The organism is Flavobacterium panacis (assembly GCF_024649945.1).
GTDB classification, from domain to species: domain Bacteria; phylum Bacteroidota; class Bacteroidia; order Flavobacteriales; family Flavobacteriaceae; genus Flavobacterium; species Flavobacterium panacis.
Genome location: NZ_JANKMS010000001.1, coordinates 293,962 through 313,105 on the forward strand (window position 1 = coordinate 293,962; position 19,144 = coordinate 313,105).

14 protein-coding genes are annotated in these 19,144 nt (G+C 34.1%); 11 read left to right on the forward strand and 3 right to left on the reverse strand.

Translation table 11 applies throughout. From position 1 onward, the window contains the following. Window positions 1–14: 14 nt before the first annotated feature. Both NQQ59_RS01445 and NQQ59_RS01450 read left to right on the forward strand, forming a co-directional pair. Window positions 15–1,442: a RagB/SusD family nutrient uptake outer membrane protein gene (locus tag NQQ59_RS01445; RefSeq protein WP_257698107.1), complete on the forward strand. Its 1,428-nt coding sequence runs from the start codon at window positions 15–17 to the stop codon at window positions 1,440–1,442. After that, window positions 1,442–4,036: a S9 family peptidase gene (locus NQQ59_RS01450; protein ID WP_257698108.1), complete on the forward strand. Its 2,595-nt coding sequence runs from the start codon at window positions 1,442–1,444 to the stop codon at window positions 4,034–4,036. Before NQQ59_RS01445 ends, NQQ59_RS01450 begins: the two co-directional genes overlap by 1 nt. Before the next feature lie 58 nt (window positions 4,037–4,094). On the opposite strand, the gene NQQ59_RS01455 is transcribed toward NQQ59_RS01450, so the two are convergent. From NQQ59_RS01455 to NQQ59_RS01465, 3 genes are all read right to left on the reverse strand, one after another. After that, a complete protein-coding gene (locus tag NQQ59_RS01455; protein WP_144212992.1) occupies window positions 4,095–4,370 on the reverse strand; it encodes a hypothetical protein in 276 nt (91 codons plus the stop codon). An 85-nt stretch (window positions 4,371–4,455) separates the two neighbouring features. Further along, window positions 4,456–5,985, reverse strand: coding sequence for a MauE/DoxX family redox-associated membrane protein (locus tag NQQ59_RS01460; protein WP_144212994.1), 1,530 nt, complete (start codon window positions 5,983–5,985; stop codon window positions 4,456–4,458). Between the two features lie 188 nt (window positions 5,986–6,173). Next, window positions 6,174–6,464 carry a hypothetical protein gene (locus tag NQQ59_RS01465; protein WP_144212996.1) on the reverse strand — a complete coding sequence of 97 codons (291 nt, stop codon included), beginning with the start codon at window positions 6,462–6,464 and terminating at the stop codon, window positions 6,174–6,176. A 333-nt stretch (window positions 6,465–6,797) separates the two neighbouring features. On the opposite strand from NQQ59_RS01465, the gene NQQ59_RS01470 reads away from it, so the two are divergent. The 9 genes from NQQ59_RS01470 (at window position 6,798) to NQQ59_RS01510 (ending at window position 18,995) form a co-directional block, all read left to right on the forward strand. Continuing rightward, a complete protein-coding gene (locus tag NQQ59_RS01470) occupies window positions 6,798–7,181 on the forward strand; it encodes a plasmid mobilization protein (protein ID WP_257698109.1) in 384 nt (127 codons plus the stop codon). After that, a complete protein-coding gene (locus NQQ59_RS01475) occupies window positions 7,169–8,413 on the forward strand; it encodes a relaxase/mobilization nuclease domain-containing protein (RefSeq protein ID WP_144213000.1) in 1,245 nt (414 codons plus the stop codon). Before NQQ59_RS01470 ends, NQQ59_RS01475 begins: the two co-directional genes overlap by 13 nt. Window positions 8,414–8,596: 183 nt before the next feature. Next, the gene (locus NQQ59_RS01480) at window positions 8,597–9,382 is read left to right on the forward strand and encodes a Shedu anti-phage system protein SduA domain-containing protein (RefSeq protein WP_186296542.1); all 786 of its coding nucleotides are present in this window, start codon (window positions 8,597–8,599) and stop codon (window positions 9,380–9,382) included. Window positions 9,383–9,447: 65 nt separating this feature from the next. After that, complete coding sequence (locus NQQ59_RS01485) at window positions 9,448–10,332, forward strand: hypothetical protein (RefSeq protein WP_257698110.1); 885 nt, start codon at window positions 9,448–9,450, stop codon at window positions 10,330–10,332. Between the two features lie 76 nt (window positions 10,333–10,408). Beyond that, the gene (locus NQQ59_RS01490; protein ID WP_144213006.1) at window positions 10,409–11,440 is read left to right on the forward strand and encodes an HNH endonuclease; all 1,032 of its coding nucleotides are present in this window, start codon (window positions 10,409–10,411) and stop codon (window positions 11,438–11,440) included. A 61-nt stretch (window positions 11,441–11,501) separates the two neighbouring features. Beyond that, complete coding sequence (locus NQQ59_RS01495; protein ID WP_144213008.1) at window positions 11,502–12,392, forward strand: restriction endonuclease; 891 nt, start codon at window positions 11,502–11,504, stop codon at window positions 12,390–12,392. A 120-nt stretch (window positions 12,393–12,512) separates the two neighbouring features. Further along, window positions 12,513–14,507 carry a conjugal transfer protein MobC gene (gene mobC / locus NQQ59_RS01500; protein ID WP_144221460.1) on the forward strand — a complete coding sequence of 665 codons (1,995 nt, stop codon included), beginning with the start codon at window positions 12,513–12,515 and terminating at the stop codon, window positions 14,505–14,507. Between the two features lie 246 nt (window positions 14,508–14,753). Further along, window positions 14,754–15,938, forward strand: coding sequence for a DNA polymerase IV (gene dinB / locus NQQ59_RS01505; RefSeq protein WP_144213009.1), 1,185 nt, complete (start codon window positions 14,754–14,756; stop codon window positions 15,936–15,938). Then, window positions 15,939–18,995, forward strand: a complete 3,057-nt coding sequence (locus tag NQQ59_RS01510; RefSeq protein ID WP_144213011.1) for a DNA polymerase III subunit alpha — start codon at window positions 15,939–15,941, stop codon at window positions 18,993–18,995. The last annotated feature ends 149 nt before the right edge of the window (window positions 18,996–19,144 follow it).

The following is a 19,144-nucleotide window of genomic DNA, read 5'->3' on the forward strand; positions in this document are numbered from 1 at the left end:
TAATAAATAACGATATGAAATCTCTTGATAACTTATCTGTGAAGCTGATAGCTTTGACGGATTTAAAACAGTACTTTAAATTTTATTTTTCAAATCTGGTTCTTCTCATTGTTTTGGCTGGGTGCGATAGTTTTGTAGAGGTAGATCTTCCAAATTCACAGCTTACTTCCAAAAGTGTTTTTGAAGACAAAACTACTGCCAACGCTGCTATGACTCAGGTGTATGCAAAGATGCGAGACAATGGGTTGTTTAGCGGTAATACATCTGGACTTTCTCATTTACTTGGGAATTATGCCGATGAACTTAAATTTTATGGAAATCCACAGGATGGAACCGCTGCTTTTTATAACAATATTGTATTACAGTCTAATTCTGCAGTTAAATCTTTATGGAATGAAAGTTACAATCAGATCTACGGAGCTAATGCTGTGATTGAAGGTGTAAACTCTTCCGAAACGCTTGCACAGGCAGATCGTGATCAGCTAAAAGGCGAAGCACTGTTTACCAGAGCACTTATCCACCTTTATCTTACAAATATTTTTGGAGACATACCTTATATTAAAACAACTGACTATAAAAAGAATGCTGTAGCCGTAAAGGAAAAACCAAACACAATCTATAAATACTGCATTGAAGATTTAGTGTTAGCGCAGACTTTGCTTCCGTCAGCTTACAAAACTTCAGATAGGACAAGACCGAATAAATTCGCTGTACATGCCCTTCTTGCAAAAGTCTATCTATATACACAGCAGTGGGCAGAGTCTTCAAATGAAGCTTCAGCTGTATTGAATAATACTGCTTTATATGCTTTTGAAAATGATCTAAGCAAAGTGTTCTTAAAAGAAAACAAATCCACAATTTGGCAGTTTGCTCCTTCCTTAAACGGTTCAAATACACTTGAAGCTCAAACCTTTGTTTTTACTATCGGACCTCCGCCTTTATCGGCATTAAGTTTAGATTTTATCAATTCTTTCCAACCAGAAGACAAAAGAAAACAGTTCTGGATTTCTTCTGTTTCCGATGACAATGCCATTTGGTTTTATCCTTCAAAATATAAAAGTAAAAGCACCACAGTTTCTACCGAATATTCAATTCTGCTTCGTTTGAATGAAGTTTATCTTATACGTGCTGAAGCAAGAGCTCATGCAGGAGACTTGATAGGAAGCAAGGAAGACTTAAATCGCATTAAGAATGCGGCGGGACTTTTAAATACTGAAGCGGTGTCGCAGAATGAAATATTGCAGGCCGTTTTAAAAGAAAGACAATTAGAATTATTCACCGAATTGGGATCTCGTTTTTTCGATCTTAAAAGATTCGGCGTTTTAGATCAGACGCTATCCCTTGCAAAATTAGGATGGGACAGTTTCGAAAACAATCTTCCTATTCCTGAAACAGAATTAAACCTGAATAAAAACCTACAACCTCAAAATACCGGATACTAATGAAATTATTAATTCCCATCAGCAAAACATTTTGGATTAGTAGCCTTTTGCTTATGATAATCTGCCCCGTAATGGGGCAGATTAAAAAATTGAAACACTTATCTTCGGAAGATTACAAACTTTGGAGTACGCTTCAGGAAATAAAAATATCTTACGATGCCAGCTGGATAAGCTATATCCTATCCTATGAATCGCATCATGATACGTTATTTATTCATAATATCAAAAGCAGGAAAATAATCAGTATTCCAAAAGGAAACAATGCTGAATTCTTAAAAGACAATTTCTTAGCCTGCATGATGCCTGAAAACAGTTTAAAAATACTTAATCTAAAAACAGGCACTTTTGCTAATTTACTTCATATAAGCAGCTACAATCCTTCTAAAAACAGTATCATTTTGCAGGGAGAAATAAAAGATGGAAGGTATATTTTGCAGGTTTGCTCCTATGAAGGAAAAATTATCAGAACCATAAGCAATGTAGCCAACCACCAGATAAGTCCTGATGGCTCCAAAATTGCCATCTTCCAATCATCTGATCAAAATGAAATTTCTATCCTTGATCTTAAAAATAATTTGCAGGTTACTGTAGCGGGTAATAAAGATATTTTATTTTCAAATCTTAAATGGCATTACAAAGGAAATTCACTGGCTTTCACTGGTTATTCTTCCAGTGAAAACAAATATAGATTTCTTTACTTTTATAAGACTCAAGAAAAAAAAACATATCAACTCACAGCTTCAGATTTGAATTTATATTTTCAAAACACTGAACTTGATCTTAAATATGACAACTCTTTTGCAATCTCCGATAACGAAGAGAATTTATTTTTTAATATCAAAGAAACAAACAAAGGAGAAAACGGAAATAAGGATGGTATTCAGGTGTGGAACACAAAAGATAAGGATTTATATCCCCGAAGAATATTAATTGGCGACTCAAAAAAGGCACCTAAACTAATAGTGTGGAATCCAGAAATAAAAACAGTTAGGCCAGTTGTAGATGAGATTCATACTCAGGCTCTAGTCAACCTAAACCAAGAAAATATACTGCTGTATAATGAAAATGAAAACAAGCCAAGTTTCAAGCAGAATCCAGATATAAACTATTGGCTATACAACATAAAAACGGGTGTTAAAAAAAAGTTTCTTGACAATCAGGAAGTAAATGCAAATAGCGTCTCATTCTCGCCAGATGGAAAGTATTATCTTTATTTTAAAGATCTAAATTGGTGGCTATATTCTTTTGAAAAAGAAAGTCATGTATGCCTGACCAAAAACCTCAAATATTCATTTACTGATAATCAGAATCAGATTGCTGAAACTCCGCATGGTTACGGTTTTGCAGGATGGTCAGAAGAAGACCAAAGCGTTTTTCTTTATGACCAGTTTGACATCTGGGAATTCGACACAAAAAACGCATCATTTAGACAGCTAACTTTTGGTAGAAAAAATCAGGATATCCATAGATTCAATGTTTTGAAATCTAATTTTAATGGAAATTTTATTACCAGAGACCAGATTATAAGTCCAGGTAAAAACTCTGTCATTCGAGTTTCAAAAATCGACAACAGTTATTCCGGTTACATGTTCCTTGACGCCGAGCGAAAACTTCAAAAAATAGTTTATGACGAAAAATATTTACATGGGATTATCAAAGCTGAGAACAAGAAAAACTTTGCATATATCAGCGAAGATTTTGATTCGCCACCACAGATAAAAGTTGATGGAAAGACCGTTTTTAAATCCAACCCTCAACATAAAAATTTCTTTTGGGGACACTCAAAACTAATATCATACAAAAACTCAAAAGATGTAGCTCTCAATGGTGTTCTTTTTTTTCCTGCAGATTACGATCCCAATAAAAACTATCCGATGGTGGTAAATATTTATCAAAAGCAGACTTATCTTCTTCATCGTTACAGCAATCCCACGTTTCTAAATGGATCATCCCTTAACGTATCAAACTATACAAGTAACGGATATTTTGTATTACTTCCAGATATTGATTATCATATAGGGAATCCTGGATTTTCTGCTCTTGACTGCGTTACAAGTGCAGTGGATCAGGTAATAGATAACTACCCTGTTAACAGGCATAAAATTGGTCTTACGGGACATTCCTTCGGAGGATATGAGGTCGTTTTTATTGTTACCCAGACTAATATGTTTGCTGCGGCCGTTGCGGGAGCTGCAGTAACCGATTTTAACAGCCATTATTTGTCCTACAATAAAGTAATCTATACTCCGGAATCTTGGCGGTATGAGTATTATCAAATGAGAATGGGTACAGATCTATTTAGTGACTATAATAACTATCAAAACAATTCTCCTATTAAAAATGTCACAAAAATTACCACGCCGTTATTATCTTTCAGTGGCAATTCGGATATGCAGGTTGATCCCATACAAAGCAAAGAATTTTATCTCGCACTAAGAAGACTTCAGAAAGAGCATATTATGCTCCTTTATCCAAATGACAACCATGTGTTGGGAAGGCCTGACAATCAAAAAGACCTTACAGAAAAAACATTGGAATGGTTTAATTTTTATCTTAAGGGATATCCTAAATCACAATGGATGGAACCCATATAATAGCAACGCTGTTTTCAATAGAAAACAGCGTTGCCAGTTTAAATTAGTTTAATACAAATTAAGGATTTGGAATTTTGTACAGCGGAAGGTCACAGTTATTCTCATTTACTTTTTGGAATAATTGAGAACTTCCAGAAGTACAAATCACACCGTTATTATCAGTTGTACATTGAATGTCTGCATGACAGGGATCCTGCTGCGAAACATAACGGTATCCTGTTACATTTGCAAGAGTTTTTGTACTGCTCATCGAAGTAGTTACAAATGCTCCTGCTCCTCCTAAGATCATGACAGCTAAAGGTGCCATAAATCTTTTTGAAAAGATTTTTTTCATAATAATAAAGATTTGTATAGTTATGATCTACTCTATTTCAGGTTTTCGATCTAATCCCTGACATCGCGGCCCCGATATATTTTAATTATTCTTGAATGATAGATTTACGAACTGACTTATCTTGAGCCAGATAGCTCCGAAGTTTGTAACATACTAGTTGGCTGCCTGTCAAGACATATATAAAATGTCCATATACCAACATTGACTTTACTTTTTTTCCTTCCGAATCATGTATTAAAAAACTGGAACGATATGTTTTATTTGATAAGTCATAAACATCAATTATGCTGGCATTCTTCCATATTTTTTCTGATTCATACAAACCCGGCAGAGCTGAATTTACATATAAGAATTTTCCATAGGTGGCAATCCCTTTATTGACAGTTAAAGGAGGTTTGGCAAAAGTTTTCATTCTGCTGTTTTTGTACTTCATCAGTTCCACTTTCGCATGACTGATTGTATCAATTGTATTGCCTTTAAAATCAAGTTCAAGTGTCGGTTTAATGACAAAGAACTCATTGCGGTAGTAATAGATATAAATCATCCTATTAAGCTGATGATTATATGCCAGAATACCGTCAGTATCGAAAATTCCGTCAAACTGTTTCTTTAAGATCTGCTTATTAAATTTCGCTTTTTCTGTATTATTTAAATTTAAATTACCCAAAGCATTCTCCCCTGTTTTTGGAACTAAATATCTCACTGCCAGATTTAATGAATCCATAGGCTCCGCACTTGAAAATAAGTAACCGTCATTTAATCTAAGTTTTCCATGCCAGCTGCGTAAATCGCCTTTGAAAAGATATGGTACAGTCCCCTCATATAGAAAAAAATTATTCTCAAATACTTTAATCTTGGGTCTGGAAAACGGAAGGTTTTTTTCTCTTAAAGTAATTTGAAAACTGTTTTTCAGCTTTGATAAAGTATCAAACATAACGATCCTAAAAGGTGAAGTATAATTCCCCAAGTATACTTTTCCATTACCAAACCCTGCAAAATAATACGAATTAAATTTTAAGTCTATTTTGTATACTTCCTGAGCGACATGCTGGGGAAATCGTCTTATAAATTTATTTTTATAATGGACAATATGTTCAGAAAAGCTAAATAATACTACCATTGTGATTCCTGCACTTAAAAAGACAGTTAAAAGCAACCCTCTTCGCAAATTAAGTTGTTTTATGCTATTACTGCCATTTATCTTATTTGGAAACAACATAAATGCATAGCCTGCCATTAAAGCAAAAATCAGATTAAAAGTTAAATGCTGGCTCCATGACATTTTTTCTAAAATTCCTCCGCAGGAACAGGGGATAAATGCACTATAATTTAATATTATATAAATGTAAAATGAAAATAAAATCATCAGAATGAAAGCAAAAAGCAATGCTACATGCCTGGTTCTTTTAAATACGAAAAGAAAAGCAATTAAAAATTCTGAAATTGGAACTAAAATCGAAACCCAATCAGCAAATGGACTTAAAATGGGCGATTGCCCAAGCTGGATTCTAAAATCATTATAATCTAATAATTTGCTTAATCCAGCATACACAAACAAAAGTATGTATAAGAGACATGTAATTTCGATTACGGTATTTTTCCATCTTAAATTCACAACCAGTACTTTTTAGTTTATAATGATTATCATCTCTTCAAAAAAATATTTTATACAAATTTAGATAGCTTATTTTACTGAGCACTTATCCGAATCAAGCCAAAGTTTTTTAAAATCAGGCAATTTTTCATACAAAAAATGCTTAACAGAAATCATTATCAGTTAAGCATTTTAATTATACTCTATTTTTAGAGCTTGGCGGTATCACTGAGAACAGACAGCTTTTCATTAAGCTCTACCAATCCAGCCTTTATAAGGCACTCTTCCGAAATACTTTTAAGATCCTGCTGGCTTTCTAAAGAAATACTTTCAAGAAGCATTGAATCTTTCTTTTTTGAATCTACTCCCATCGTAATCAGATGGCTCAAAAGCAGTACATTTTTACGTGAAATTTTCAAATCAATCCTCACCGCCTCACTCATGCCTGGGATACTTAAAACCGTATCAAATACTTTGGCAACATCATCTTTTGTAATCATAATTTCAGCATTTTAATTAATAATATCGAAAAGTAAAATTAAGAAGTTGCCTTTAGAATTTGGTAGTCATAATTTAGCGACGATTGTTTATCGCTTCAAGCTTTTCTAATTTCGTTCCATTGTAAAAAGTCTGAAAGATTGCATCGTTCCTGCAATCGGCCAGATGAACGGTTGTCGGACAACCGGATCTGGCTGATCTGTCCTCGGAACTCGGGATCAGAGATATTTTAAGACTGATAAGTAAACAGATAATAACAACATAAAGTTGAAAGATGTTATAAATTATTTTGTCTGGAAAATGAAATTAATGAACAAAATGAAAGTGAAATAGAAATGGAAAGTTCAAACAAAACACGAAAAATTACTGTCCGCTTGACACCATTAGAATATGCGGAAATAGAATCAAAGTTTAAAAAAACAACCTGCAGAAAATTAAGCAATTATATTCGAAAACAATTATTTAATAAACCAATTATAAGTACGTATCGCAACGAATCATTAGATGATTTTATTGAAGAAACAATCATACTAAGAAACGAACTGAATGCAGTGGGAAATAATATAAATCAGGCAGTCAAAAAACTTCATACCTTAAACCATATTTCTGCCTTAAAAGAATGGACTATGTGTTTTGAATTAAATCAAAAAAAACTCTTCGAAAAGATAAATGACATCCAGATTCATATCCAAAAAATATCCATACAATGGTTACGATAATTAAGACAAGTAATTCCATCCGAAGTATTTTTAACTACAATGAAAATAAAGTTAAAACTGGAGTTGCTCAATGTATTGGATCTGCAAATTTTCTTTTAGACGTAGCCCAAATGACCGAAACAATGAAGCTTAACCGATTCATAAATAGGCTTGAATTAAATGAAAACACAAAACGAAACAGTGTACATATTTCTTTGAATTTTGATCCTTCGGAAAATCATTCAAAAGAAAAACTGATGATGATTGCAAATGCTTATATGGATAAGATAGGTTTTGGAAAACAGCCTTATTTAGTATATCAACATTTTGATGCCGCGCATCCGCACGTCCATGTAATTTCTGTAAATATTGAAAGAGATGGAAAAAGGATTGATCTGCATCATTTAGGAATAAGAAAATCGGAGCCAGCGAGAAAAGAAATTGAAGAATCTTTTGGGCTTGTAAAAGCAGAAGGACGTAATAAAAAAGAACAATTTAGCTTACTGCCTATCAATATGGGTAAAGTACGCTATGGAAGAATTGAATCGAAAAAAGCTCTCACAACAGTTCTTAGTAACGTTTTAAATGAATATAAATATTCAAGCCTTGCAGAACTGAATTGTGTTTTGAAATATTATAATGTATTAGCTGATCGAGGCAATGAGAATTCGAAAATATTTCTAGCAAATGGAATGGTATATCGAATACTGGATGAAAAAGGTACTCCTATAGGTGTTCCCATTAAAGCCAGCGACTTTTATTTTAAGCCCACTTTGAAATTTCTAGAAACAAAATTTAAAACCAACTCAGTAAGAAAAGAGCCTGATAAAACAAGAATAAAAAATGTAATCAATATGACCTTCTTACGAGAAAACATAAATCATGTAAATCAACTTTCACTGTTACTGGAAAAAGAAGGAATAAAAACCGTTCTTAGAAAAAGCAGTGAAGGACAAACCTATGGGATTACATATATTGACCATACAACAAAGAATGTTTTTAATGGTTCTTCTTTAGGTAAAGAATACAGTGCAAAGGCAATAATTGAACGTTGTGAAAATAAAAAAAATCCCGTAAAAAGTGAATGGATTTCTAAACAATTAGAATCCTTTAACTTTGAAAATTTGTCTAATAAAACATTCGATTCTAAGGCGATTATCAACTTACTAGACTCTATACTAAAACCTGAAATTACGTTTGATTATTTACCTAAACAACTGAAAAAGAAAAAACAAAATCGAAGAAGAATATGAAATTTACGGAAAAATCTTTTTAATTTGTAATAAAATCATTATTTGTACATTTATTTTCAATTCGAAAATACCTAAGTAAGCGACAAGTTATCATTCTCTGAAAGACACCCACTATTTTAAAGCGATTATATAATTACATACACGTTAAAGAAACATATGTTATACGAAAGAGATTATAAAATTTTGACAGAAGAAGAAACAATAAATCTTGATAAAGCTGAAAGATATCTTGAAAATAAAAAAGCAAAAAAAATGGGACTCACTGTCAAAATGCTATCGAAATATCATGATATGAGACCGGAAGCCTCCTACTATTTTAAGTCTTTGTTCCCTAACAATTTTTTGTCAACTAAAACTCTAAAGGATAAAAAAGAGTTAAGTCGAATTGGAAGTGAATTTAAAATCCTATTGGACACTAATCCTTCCGAAAGACAAATATTAAATTTTATAAATCAAAATAAATATTACAATTTAATTGCATCAATTTTCCATTCTGGTTTATGTTTTGGTCATCACGGTGCATATTTATTTAAAGAATTTGAACTGCCTTCTACTTTTAAATCTGACTACTTATTAGTTGGAAAAAATTCCCATGGATATCACTTTGCTTTTGTGGAATTAGAAAATCCTTCAGGATCAATAACAACAAAAGATGGTGGATTTGGAACTACAATTAGAAAAGGCATAAAACAAATTGAAGATTGGGATAAATGGCTTGAAGGAAATTTTAATTCACTTTCTTTGATTTTCGACAAGTATAAAAGTGATCTTATTGAACTCCCAAAAGAATTTCGAAGTTTAAATAAAACGCGTTTAAATTACGTAATAGTATCTGGTAGACGAGAAGATTTTAATGATAACACATATGAAGAAAAACGTAGGTTATTAAGAAATCAAAATATAAATCTATTGCATTATGATAATTTGCTTGATAGCTTTGAACTTTTTCAAACAACATACAATTATTAATGATCTTCATTACATGATAAGAAACGTTAACGATAATTATTTTCATAAATAAATAACCTATAGATATGTTGACTTATAACGAACTGCTAGAGCTAAGAGATAAATTGACTAATGGCATAATTGGATTAGAAGAAGCAAAAACACAGTACTGGTTCAATTCCAAAGAAGAACAACGATCTTGGTATACAAAAGACTGGAAAGAAAGAAAAAAGAGCTTTATTAAAGACAAATGCGAACTATGCAGTAGTGATGACACATTAACAGTACAGCATAATTCTCACCCAAAAAAATATTCGGAATATCTAAGAGAAATAACACGGAAATATGCCAAAGAACTTATAGACACCAATCCAGAAATCAGCAAATCTGAGTTTACTGATTACATACAAAAAAAACATGATTATATACCCGTTCCATTGTGTCCAAATTGTAAGGCTAAAAATCCAAGTGAAAGGGTAAGAAAAATACCAAAATACCGTTGCGCTGATTGCAAGCACGAATTTGATGAAGCAATGTATAGATCTATTGATGAGCTTATTTCTATTTTTTATGAAAATAAAGATGCCTATGAAATTGTAGATAAATGTTTTGTATCAAAGGATAAATGGAGAAATAAAAACAATTTATCAAGTGTAAAATATTGGATGCAAAGAGAGAAAGCCAAAAATAAAGATTCTGAAACAATTGAGAAAGAAGCATTTTTGCTTCATATAAACGATTGCATAAAATATCTGTCTTTTGAAGATGCAATAACTGCCTGTAAAAAATGCGCCTATAATATGGACATTAAAAAAATGGATTTGTGCCCAGAATGTAATAAAAATTACAAAGGACTCCAGTATCCAACTTGTATTGAATGTTTACCAGAAGAAAGAAGAAAAGAAGTTTTGGAAAGTATCCAATTTGCAAAAGAATGGCATGAAATGCATAGTCGATTTGGTATAGACTAAAAGACTGCCTAGTATATAATTCTTCTTTGATCTGTATATCTAGTTGAATTTGAATAGACTTGAAACAGCCTTAAATATGAGCAAAAAAGAAAAGAAAAATATTTTATTTAGAGTATATTCAAATAATTTAAAAGCGATATTTGATAAAGCAAAAAATAAAGATTTACCTAAAGATTTTGGATGTTATTGTCCAATTTGCGAAAAACATTTTACATCTAAGGATTTTGAGAAATTAACTTTGGAGCATAACCCTCCACGCTCTCTTGGTGGAAAAGACAATGTTTTAACTTGCAAAGATTGTAATAATAAAGCGGGCTCAAACATCGATGCTCAAATTGTACTTGCTCTTAACGAACTTGAATTTATGAAATTCAAGCCAAACTCTTCATTGAAAACGCAATTTTTTAATAAATCAACAGGTGATAAAGGCATTAATGGCTGTGTAAGTATAGATGAAAAAGGAGCATTTAGAATAGATATAAGTTCTGCGAATAATCCAAAAACTAAAGAAGCCTTTATTAATAGTTTTGAATATGAATATAATATTCTACAAAATAATTTTGAAAACTTTGGCAGAAACAAAAAACTTAGTTTTGAAATAAAAAAACCCGATAGAAGAAATGAAAGGCTGGCAGGAATAGCGTTGTTAAAAATGGCGTATCTTTTAGCGTTTGAAAAATTAGGACACATCATTATGTTTGGACAACATATGAGAATCATAAGAGATCAAATTAAAAATCCTGATAAAAATATCATTAACAAGCCCTTTTGGATCCATTTTAATTATCCAGACAATATGCTGGGAGTTAATATAATTACCAAACCGACAGAATTAAAAAGTCTGCTAATTGTATTTGACTTGGTAACTAAATCAGATATTTACAGGATTGGAATTTGTCTTCCTGGTTTTGATGAAAAAGACAACATTATTTATGATAACATAGAATCAATACTTTGCAGTAATGGAGGAAGTGTCAATTTTGAGACTAACAATTTTTTGAATCAGGAATTTGATATTCGACAAAGTGACAATGCATTACTCCCAATAATATATTGGGAAAAATTATTTGAACACATTACAAAGGACAGCAATAGTTTGGAAAAATAGCAGGTTGTTTCATTTGACATGTTTCTGTTAGAAAGTAATCCAGTATTTAAACTTTTCAATTTTGAAAAATGTCAAAGCATTATCTATAAGTAATAATAAAAATATGTGGAAAGAATACGAATCTAAATTATTCGATTTTTTAAAACGAACCTATCCTGAATGCGAAATTGAATTTGACGATTCTATTTTTGGAATTTACAGTAAAATTGAAAGACAAATTGATTTTGCTATTAGAGGAAACTTGGCTGGCAAGAGAATTTTAGGAATAGTAGATTGTAAATATTACAGTAAAAAAATTGACATAAAAACAGTCGAAAGTTTTATCGGAATGATGCAGGATGTAAATGCTAATTTTGGTTTTATGATCACAAATCGCGGATATTCCCAAGCAGCAAAGAACAGGGTGAAATATTCCAATTTGAAACTTGATATTTTGCAGTTCAATGAACTAAATGAAATTGAACCAACTGTTGACTATTTTTTTAATCAAAACATAAAAGGATTAGAGCTTTCAAAATCAGAATTTTTTCGAAGAAACAGACAAAATTCAGGTTATTTTGATGAAAAAAAATCTGATTATAAAAAACGTATAATCTGTTACAAAGAAGAATATGCAAATAGCGAGTATTACGCTTTAAAAAAACTTCTTGAAAATTCTGTACGGACTTTACGTGATTTTGAACAGCTTGATCAACTATCGCTCTCAATACCTTCATATAAAAATGATGCATCAACAAATTACATTGATAAAAAGATTCTGTATTCCTGTCAAATAAAAAGATTCGAAATCGAAAAATTCTTAGATACGAATATCAGTTCTTTAAGAGATGAAATTGTTAACTGGCGGAAAGATTTTTTAGAAAATATAACAAAAGAAATGGTTCAAAATTTTGCAAAGACATTTGTAAAAGAAATAGAATATAATAATTACGAAGACATTACGTGCAGCTAAGCAATAATGTATAGTTTTATCAAAAAACAGAATAATTCCATAACCTTTATAGTCAAAATTTAGCTGGGATTGTATTTTCTGTATCTCTTTTCTAATTTAGATTTTCTAAATCAGGAAAACATGCAGACGGGAGAAAATGAACAGGCACTGAGAAAGATTTTGGATATGACAAGGCTGATAAGCATTCTGCTTCTGCTGCTGCATTTCTATTATTATGGTTATCAAAACTTCGAAAAATGGAAGCTGGTAAGCCCATTCTCTGACCGGATTTTAGAGAATATCTATCGAACAGGGCTTTTTTCAGGTTTCCATAATTCTAAGCTTCTTTCCCTTCTCTTCTTAGTTGTATCTCTGTTTGGTGCCAAAGGCAGAAAAGACGAAAAATTGAACTATAAAAAGCCTATGTCTTACTTGATAATTGGTCTTGCTCTCTATTTCTTCAGTTATTTTTATTTATTTTTTGGGATTTCCTACAGTCCTTTTACATTCTATTTAATTTCGACCTCTACTGGTTTTATGTTGATTCTTAACGCGGGAACACTCCTTAGTCGTATTATTAAAAAACAATTGAATCATAAAGATATCTTCAACCTTGAAAATGAAACGTTCCCACAGGAAGAAAGACATCTTGAAAATGAATATTCAATTAACCTGCCTGCTCAGTATTTTTTAAGAGAGAAACTCCGTAGTAGCTGGATCAATATCATTAACCCCTTTCGTGGGATTTTGGTTCTGGGAACACCCGGATCGGGCAAATCCTATTTTGTCATCAGACATATTATCACCCAGCATATTCAAAAAGGGTTCTCCATATTCGTTTATGATTTTAAGTTTGATGATCTCACTAAAATAACTTATAATTTCTGGCTTAAATACAAAGACAATTATGCAGTACCTCCTAAATTCTGTGTAATAAATTTTGATGACCTCAGCCGAACACACCGCTGCAATCCTTTGGATCCAGCTTCTATGACCGACATCACTGATGCGGCGGAATCAGCACGTACAATTCTACTGGGGCTTAATCGTGAATGGATCAAGAAACAAGGAGATTTTTTTGTGGAATCCCCAATCAATTTTCTTACTGCTATTATCTGGTACCTTAAAAAATATAAAGACGGCGAATTCTGTACACTTCCCCACGTTATTGAATTGATGCAGACCGATTATGACGATCTTTTTACCCTGCTTAGAACCGAAAAAGAAATCGAGGTTCTCATCAATCCTTTTCTTTCCGCCTATCTCAATGATGTCATGGAGCAGCTTGAGGGGCAAATTGCATCAGCCAAAATTTCGATGGCACGTCTCTCCTCTCCCCAACTCTATTTTGTATTATCTGGAAATGATTTTTCACTTGATATCAATAATCCCTTAGAGCCGAAAATCGTCTGTATGGGAAATAATCCGCAGAAGATCCAGACCTATGGAGCAGTAATTTCCCTCTACGTAAGCAGGCTTATAAAACAGGTTAACCAGAAAGAAAAATTAAAAAGCAGTCTGATCTTTGACGAATTCCCAACCATTTATCTCAATAATATGGACAGTCTTATTGCTACTGCCCGAAGCAACAAGGTCAGTACAACGCTTGGAATTCAGGATTTCAGCCAGCTTCGAAAAGATTACGGACGCGAGCAGGCAGATGTTATTATGAATATTACCGGAAACATTATTAGCGGTCAGGTAACAGGAGATACGGCTAAACAGTTGTCAGAGCGTTTTGGCAAAATTATGCAGGACAGGGAAAGTCTTTCCATCAACAGTTCAGATACATCTATCAGCCGTTCAAAGCAATTGGAATCGGCTGTCCCTGCTTCAAAGATTTCTTCCTTGAGCTCAGGAGAATTTGTAGGGATAGTTTCCGATAATCCAGACTGTAAAATTCAGCTTAAAACATTTCGCTGTGAAATTCTAAACAATCACGAAGCTATAAACAAAGAAATAGAAAACTACAAAGAAATAGAAACCATCCGAAATATTGATCAGTCCAAAATTCAGTGTAATTACATACAGATTAAAACAGATATAAATGAGATTATCAACTCGGAATTACAACGGCTTATTGAAGATGAACTGCTGACTTATCTGATTGTCAAAAAAAATAAAAGAACTTCATGAAGTTTTTTTATCATTTAGTAGAAGCCATTATTCTCTTAAACTAAAAATAATCTCATACTTATCCCAGTTAAAAATACTGTAGAAAAGCAGTCGTAAATTCTTAATAAAGCATTTGTCAGTCATTTTTCCTTTATTTAAAATGTGAGCAAAATGAGGGTTTTACAATTTTGTTATCATTTATAACATATTAAAAATAAAAAATGTCACAATCTGTGCTAATTTTGACATGTATAAAATGATTAGATCATGACAAGGGCAATTGTACATATCGATATGAACACATTTTTCGTTTCCTGCGAAAGACTAACAAATTCAGAGCTAAATGGAATCCCTCTCATCATTGGAGGTGGTGATAGAGGTGTTGTAGCATCATGTTCTTATGAAGCGAGACGTTTTGGAGTTCGCTCGGCCATGCCAATCCATATGGCGATGAAGCTTTGTCCGCAGGCAAAAATCATGAAAGGCGACATGGAGCTATACTCTAGGCTCTCACATGATATTACCGAAATTATTCAGGAAAAAGCACCGGTAGTTGAAAAAGCCAGTATTGATGAATTCTACCTTGACATTACAGGTATGGATAAGTTTCATGGCAGTTATAAGTGGACAAATGAGCTTGCCCAGACCATTATAAAAGAAACTGGCCTGCCCCTGACATTTGCCCTATCCATCAACAAGACTGTTTCTAAAATTGGTACAGGCGAAGGCAAACAAAAACAGAACCTGGAGATACCTCAGCATTTAGTTCAGTCTTTTCTGAATCCCTTGTCTGTTCAGAAAATACCCATGGTCGGAGATAAAACTTTTCAGCTTCTCTCACGCATAGGGATTCGTACAATTGAAACCCTTTCTAAGATGCCCTGCGAAGTACTTCAGCAGATGATAGGAAAGAATGGTTCTGAGCTGTGGAAGAAAGCCAATGGAATAGATAACAATCCCGTTGAGCCCTATACCGAAAGAAAGTCAATATCTACCGAACATACTTTTACCCAAGATACTATCGATATTCCAAAACTCAAAAGGATCATTTTAGGAATGGTTGAAAAACTGGCTTTTCAATTGCGCTCGGAAGAATGGCTGACCTCGACAGTAACCATCAAAATACGTTATGCAAATTTTGATACTGAAACAAAACAGTGTAGGGTTCAATATACCTCAGCTGATCATATCCTTTCAAAAACTGTTACAGATTTATTTGAAAAACTATACCAACGCCGTATGCGACTTCGCCTAATTGGAGTAAGATTCAGTGGACTTGTGCGGGGAACTTACCAAATAGACCTTTTTCAGGATACTGAGGAAATGCTTGCACTTTATCAGGCCATGGATCGAATGAAAAGCCGTTACGGCTTTGATGCAGTAATGCGATGCGCTGGGGCATCGTTCAAACCCAATACTAAAAATGAAATTTTAAAACGTAAATCAGATTAAATGTATCTCAACTGTCATTCTTTTCATTCTCTTCGCTACGGAACTATTCCGCTCGAAGAGTTGATCTCGCAGGCCACGTTTTGCGGTGTTAATGCAATGGCTCTGACTGATATTAATACCGTAACAGGCATTTATGATTTTATAAAAGGATGTAAAGCTTTTGGAATTAAGCCTATTGTCGGAATGGAATTCCGCTCAGAACAAAAACTGCGTTTTATAGGACTGGCAAAAAGTGCATCAGGTCTTGCAGAAATGAACCGCTTCTTGACCAGACATAATTTTGACAATACCGTCCTGCCTGAATCTGCACCGGAATTTGAGGATGTATTTGTTATTTATCCTTTGGAGAATGCACCTCTTCTTTTAAAGGAAAATGAATATATCGGCATTCGTCCGGAACAGCTCCAGAAACTGGTTCTGTCTGATTGGAAAAAAAGACAGGAAAAAATGGTAATCCTCCAGCCTGTTACCTTCCGTACAAGAACCGAATTCAACCTGCACAGGATACTTCGTGCCATTGATATGAATCTGATACTTTCCAAACTGACTCCTGATGATTACTGCTTGGAAACTGAAGTAATGCGACCTATGGAATACTTGATTTCCTTTTATGCCGAGTATCCTCAGATTATTTCAAATACCGAAAAAATTATTGCAGAATGTAATTTTGAATTTGATTTTAAAACCGCAAAGAACAAGAAGTTTTACACCAACAGTAAAAAAGATGATATTATGCTGCTAGCCACTTTGGCTCAGCAGGGATTGGAATGGCGCTACGGCAAAAATAATGCAGAGGCTAAATCACGGATGTTCAAAGAACTCAAAGTAATTGACCAGCTCGAGTTCAGCGGTTATTTCTTGATAACATGGGACATCATAAGGTTCAGTAATTCTCAAGGATTTCTTCATATCGGTCGCGGAAGTGGGGCCAACAGCATCATTGCTTATTGTCTGGGAATAACCGATATCTGTCCCTTGGAACTTGACTTATACTTTGAGCGGTTTTTAAACCTGAATCGTAAAAGTCCGCCTGATTTTGACATCGATTGGAGCTGGAAAGAACGTGATACGATTCTTGAATATATATTTTCTCGCTACGGCTATGATCATGTAGCATTCTGCGGTACAAATGTTGAATTTAAATACCGCTCTATTTTTCGTGAGGTTGGCAAAGTTTTCGGACTTCCAAAAGAAGAACTTGATGCCCTTGCCAAAAATCCTATGGAACTGCATGCTTCCAATAAAGTGGTTCGACAAGTACAGCAGTATGGAATGCTTTTAGAGAAATATCCTAATCAGCGCAGTATGCACTCCTGCGGTATACTCATTTCCGAAGAGCCTATCACCAATTACACACCGTTGGAAATGCCTCCAAAAGGTTTTCCAATTGTACTTTTTGATATGCATATAGCTGAAGATATTGGGCTTGAAAAATTTGATATCCTTAGCCAGCGCGGGATCGGGCATATTGATGACAGTGTAAAGCTTATTGAAAAAAACCGTGGCATTCGCCTTAACATCCGTGATACTACAATTTCAAAAAATGAGGCTAAGTGCAATGAGTTTCTTGGAATAGGAAAGACTATAGGCTGTTTTTACATTGAGAGCCCTGCAATGCGTGGACTGCTTCGCCGTTTGAATTGTGACAATTACAAAACTTTAGTAGCGGCCTCCTCTATCATACGTCCCGGTGTGGCACAGTCTGGTATGATGAAAGAGTATATCTTCCGCCATAACCATCCAGACAAGTTTGAGTATTTCCACCCTGTTTTTCAGGAGCAATTGGGCGAGACATACGGTATTATGGTATATCAGGAAGACGTTATCAAAATTGCACTGCATTATGGCGGGCTTCCAGCAGCTGACGGAGATATCCTTCGCCGTGCCATGTCAGGGAAAGGACGATCAAAGGCAGCGCTGCAGAAAGTAAAGGATAATTTCTTTCTTTCTTGTGTACAGAAGGGACATCCGCTAAAGCTAAGTGAGGAAATATACCGCCAGATAGAATCTTTTGCTGGTTATTCTTTCTGCAAGGCGCATTCGGCATCTTATGCGGTAGAGAGTTATCAGAGCCTTTATCTCAAAGTTTATTATCCTGTAGAGTTTATGGTGGCTGTCATCAACAATCAGGGAGGATTCTATCGCACAGAAGTATATGTCCATGAAGCAAAAATGTCGGGAGCCGCAATTCATAATCCATGTGTAAACAAAAGTGAATTTGAGACCACACTTTACGGCACAGATGTCTATCTGGGCTTCATGCACCTTCAGAGCCTTGAATCCAAAATTGCTCTTCTCATACAGCAGGAACGTGAAAAAAACGGATCATACAAATCGCTTGAAGATTTTATCAACCGTATTCCTATCGGCATCGAAGGAATACAGATCCTGATTTTCATTGGCGCATTCCGTTTCACAGGTAAGTCAAAAAACCAGCTGCTTGTAATTGCGAGGCTAATTTTAGTCAACTTTAAACCCGAGAACCGAAACCTGATGCTCATTCAGGAACCTGTCAAGGAATATGAGCTTCCTAAATTAGAACGTTCCGAATTTGAAGATGCCTTTGATGAAATAGAACTCTTAAGTTTTCCGGTATCCTGCTCCCCTTTTGATTTGTTGCAGACAAAATTCAGAGGTGATGTAATGGCAAAGGATTTATTGATGTATCATAAGAAAACTGTCCGCATGCTGGCGTATCTCATCTCACGCAAGCACGTCCCTACAAAGATGGGTGCTATGTATTTTGGAACCTGGATTGACGCTGATGGGGAGTTTTTCGATACTGCACATTTTACAGACAGTCTAGCGAAATATCCATTTCAGGGAGGAGGCTGTTATTTGTTATTAGGGAATGTTGAGGTCGATTATCACTTCCCTACTATTACTGTAACCAAAATGGCCAAAATGCCATTTATTGCAGACCCTAGGTATTCAAATACGAATGATCGACAATATAAAGTTCATGAGCAGATTCGTGAAGATGTAAGCATGACACATCGCAAACCATATCCACAGGAGCATGAGATTAATCTGCCTAGACTCAAGATGACTGATTAAAAAAGTGTTTCTAACAGAATATAGGACATTTATAAAAACACTACTATTTTTATAAATGTCCTAACGCAGCCTTTTATAGAATACATTAAACTTATTTCGTATAAGTAGGGATTACTTTAAATGATTAAAACCTTTCTTAGAGAAAAATC

Excerpts from the sequence above, each read along its gene's own strand:
- NQQ59_RS01450 (WP_257698108.1), top strand. The coding sequence starts at position 1,442 with ATGAAATTATTAATTCCCATCAGCAAAACATTTTGGATTAGTAGCCTT.
- NQQ59_RS01445 (WP_257698107.1), top strand. The coding sequence starts at position 15 with ATGAAATCTCTTGATAACTTATCTGTGAAGCTGATAGCTTTGACGGAT.
- NQQ59_RS01485 (WP_257698110.1), top strand. The coding sequence starts at position 9,448 with ATGTTGACTTATAACGAACTGCTAGAGCTAAGAGATAAATTGACTAAT.
- mobC (WP_144221460.1), top strand. The coding sequence starts at position 12,513 with ATGCAGACGGGAGAAAATGAACAGGCACTGAGAAAGATTTTGGATATG.
- NQQ59_RS01490 (WP_144213006.1), top strand. The coding sequence starts at position 10,409 with ATGAGCAAAAAAGAAAAGAAAAATATTTTATTTAGAGTATATTCAAAT.
- NQQ59_RS01455 (WP_144212992.1), bottom strand. The coding sequence starts at position 4,370 with ATGAAAAAAATCTTTTCAAAAAGATTTATGGCACCTTTAGCTGTCATG.
- NQQ59_RS01475 (WP_144213000.1), top strand. The coding sequence starts at position 7,169 with ATGGTTACGATAATTAAGACAAGTAATTCCATCCGAAGTATTTTTAAC.
- NQQ59_RS01465 (WP_144212996.1), bottom strand. The coding sequence starts at position 6,464 with ATGATTACAAAAGATGATGTTGCCAAAGTATTTGATACGGTTTTAAGT.
- NQQ59_RS01510 (WP_144213011.1), top strand. The coding sequence starts at position 15,939 with ATGTATCTCAACTGTCATTCTTTTCATTCTCTTCGCTACGGAACTATT.
- NQQ59_RS01470 (WP_257698109.1), top strand. The coding sequence starts at position 6,798 with ATGGAAAGTTCAAACAAAACACGAAAAATTACTGTCCGCTTGACACCA.
- dinB (WP_144213009.1), top strand. The coding sequence starts at position 14,754 with ATGACAAGGGCAATTGTACATATCGATATGAACACATTTTTCGTTTCC.